Raw genomic sequence first — 933 nt, 5'->3', positions numbered from 1 at the left:
TGGCCGAGCTGTTCTACGACGCTGACGCCGACCTGTCCATCATCCAGGGCCGCAAGGTCGCGGTCATCGGCTACGGCAGCCAGGGCCACGCCCACGCGCTGTCGCTGCGTGACTCCGGTGTGGACGTGCGTGTCGGTCTGCACGAGGGCTCGAAGTCCAAGGCGAAGGCCGAGGAGCAGGGCCTGCGCGTGGTGACGCCGGCGGAGGCCGCCGCCGAGGCCGACGTCATCATGATCCTGGTCCCGGACCCGATCCAGGCCCAGGTCTACGAGGAGTCCATCGCGCCGCACCTGAAGGACGGCGACGCGCTGTTCTTCGGTCATGGTTTCAACATCCGCTTCGGCTTCATCAAGCCCCCGGCCGGTGTGGACGTCTGCATGGTCGCCCCGAAGGGCCCGGGTCACCTGGTGCGCCGTCAGTACGAGGAGGGCCGCGGCGTGACCCGCGCCGGCGTCATCAAGACGACGTTCACCGAGGAGACCGAGACCGACCTGTTCGGTGAGCAGGCCGTCCTGTGCGGTGGTACGGCCGCGCTGGTCAAGGCGGGCTTCGAGACCCTGACCGAGGCCGGCTACCAGCCGGAGATCGCCTACTTCGAGTGCCTGCACGAGCTGAAGCTGATCGTGGACCTCATGTACGAGGGCGGTCTGGAGAAGATGCGCTGGTCGATCTCCGAGACCGCCGAGTGGGGTGACTACGTGACCGGTCCGCGGATCATCACGGACGCCACCAAGGCCGAGATGAAGAAGGTCCTCGCGGAGATCCAGGACGGCACCTTCGCCCGGAACTGGATGGACGAGTACCACGGCGGTCTGAAGAAGTACAACGAGTACAAGCAGCAGGACTCCGAGCACCTGCTGGAGACCACCGGCAAGCAGCTGCGCAAGCTGATGAGCTGGGTGAACGAGGAGGCGTAAGCCTCACGGCAGGGGG

The 933-nt window shown here is 66.6% G+C and carries 1 protein-coding gene; it reads left to right on the top strand.

The annotated features are described in order from the left end of the window. Positions 1 to 917: NADP-dependent ketol-acid reductoisomerase (locus IO33_RS0141935; RefSeq protein ID WP_031174329.1), on the top strand; the 917-nt coding region annotated here is incomplete at its 5' end. Positions 918 to 933 lie beyond the last annotated feature (16 nt).

The sequence above is a fragment of the Streptomyces durhamensis genome, assembly GCF_000725475.1.
GTDB classification, from domain to species: Bacteria; Actinomycetota; Actinomycetes; order Streptomycetales; family Streptomycetaceae; genus Streptomyces; species Streptomyces filipinensis.
The sequence above is the reverse complement of the archived record's forward strand: the minus strand, read 5'-3'. Positions and strand labels throughout refer to the sequence as shown.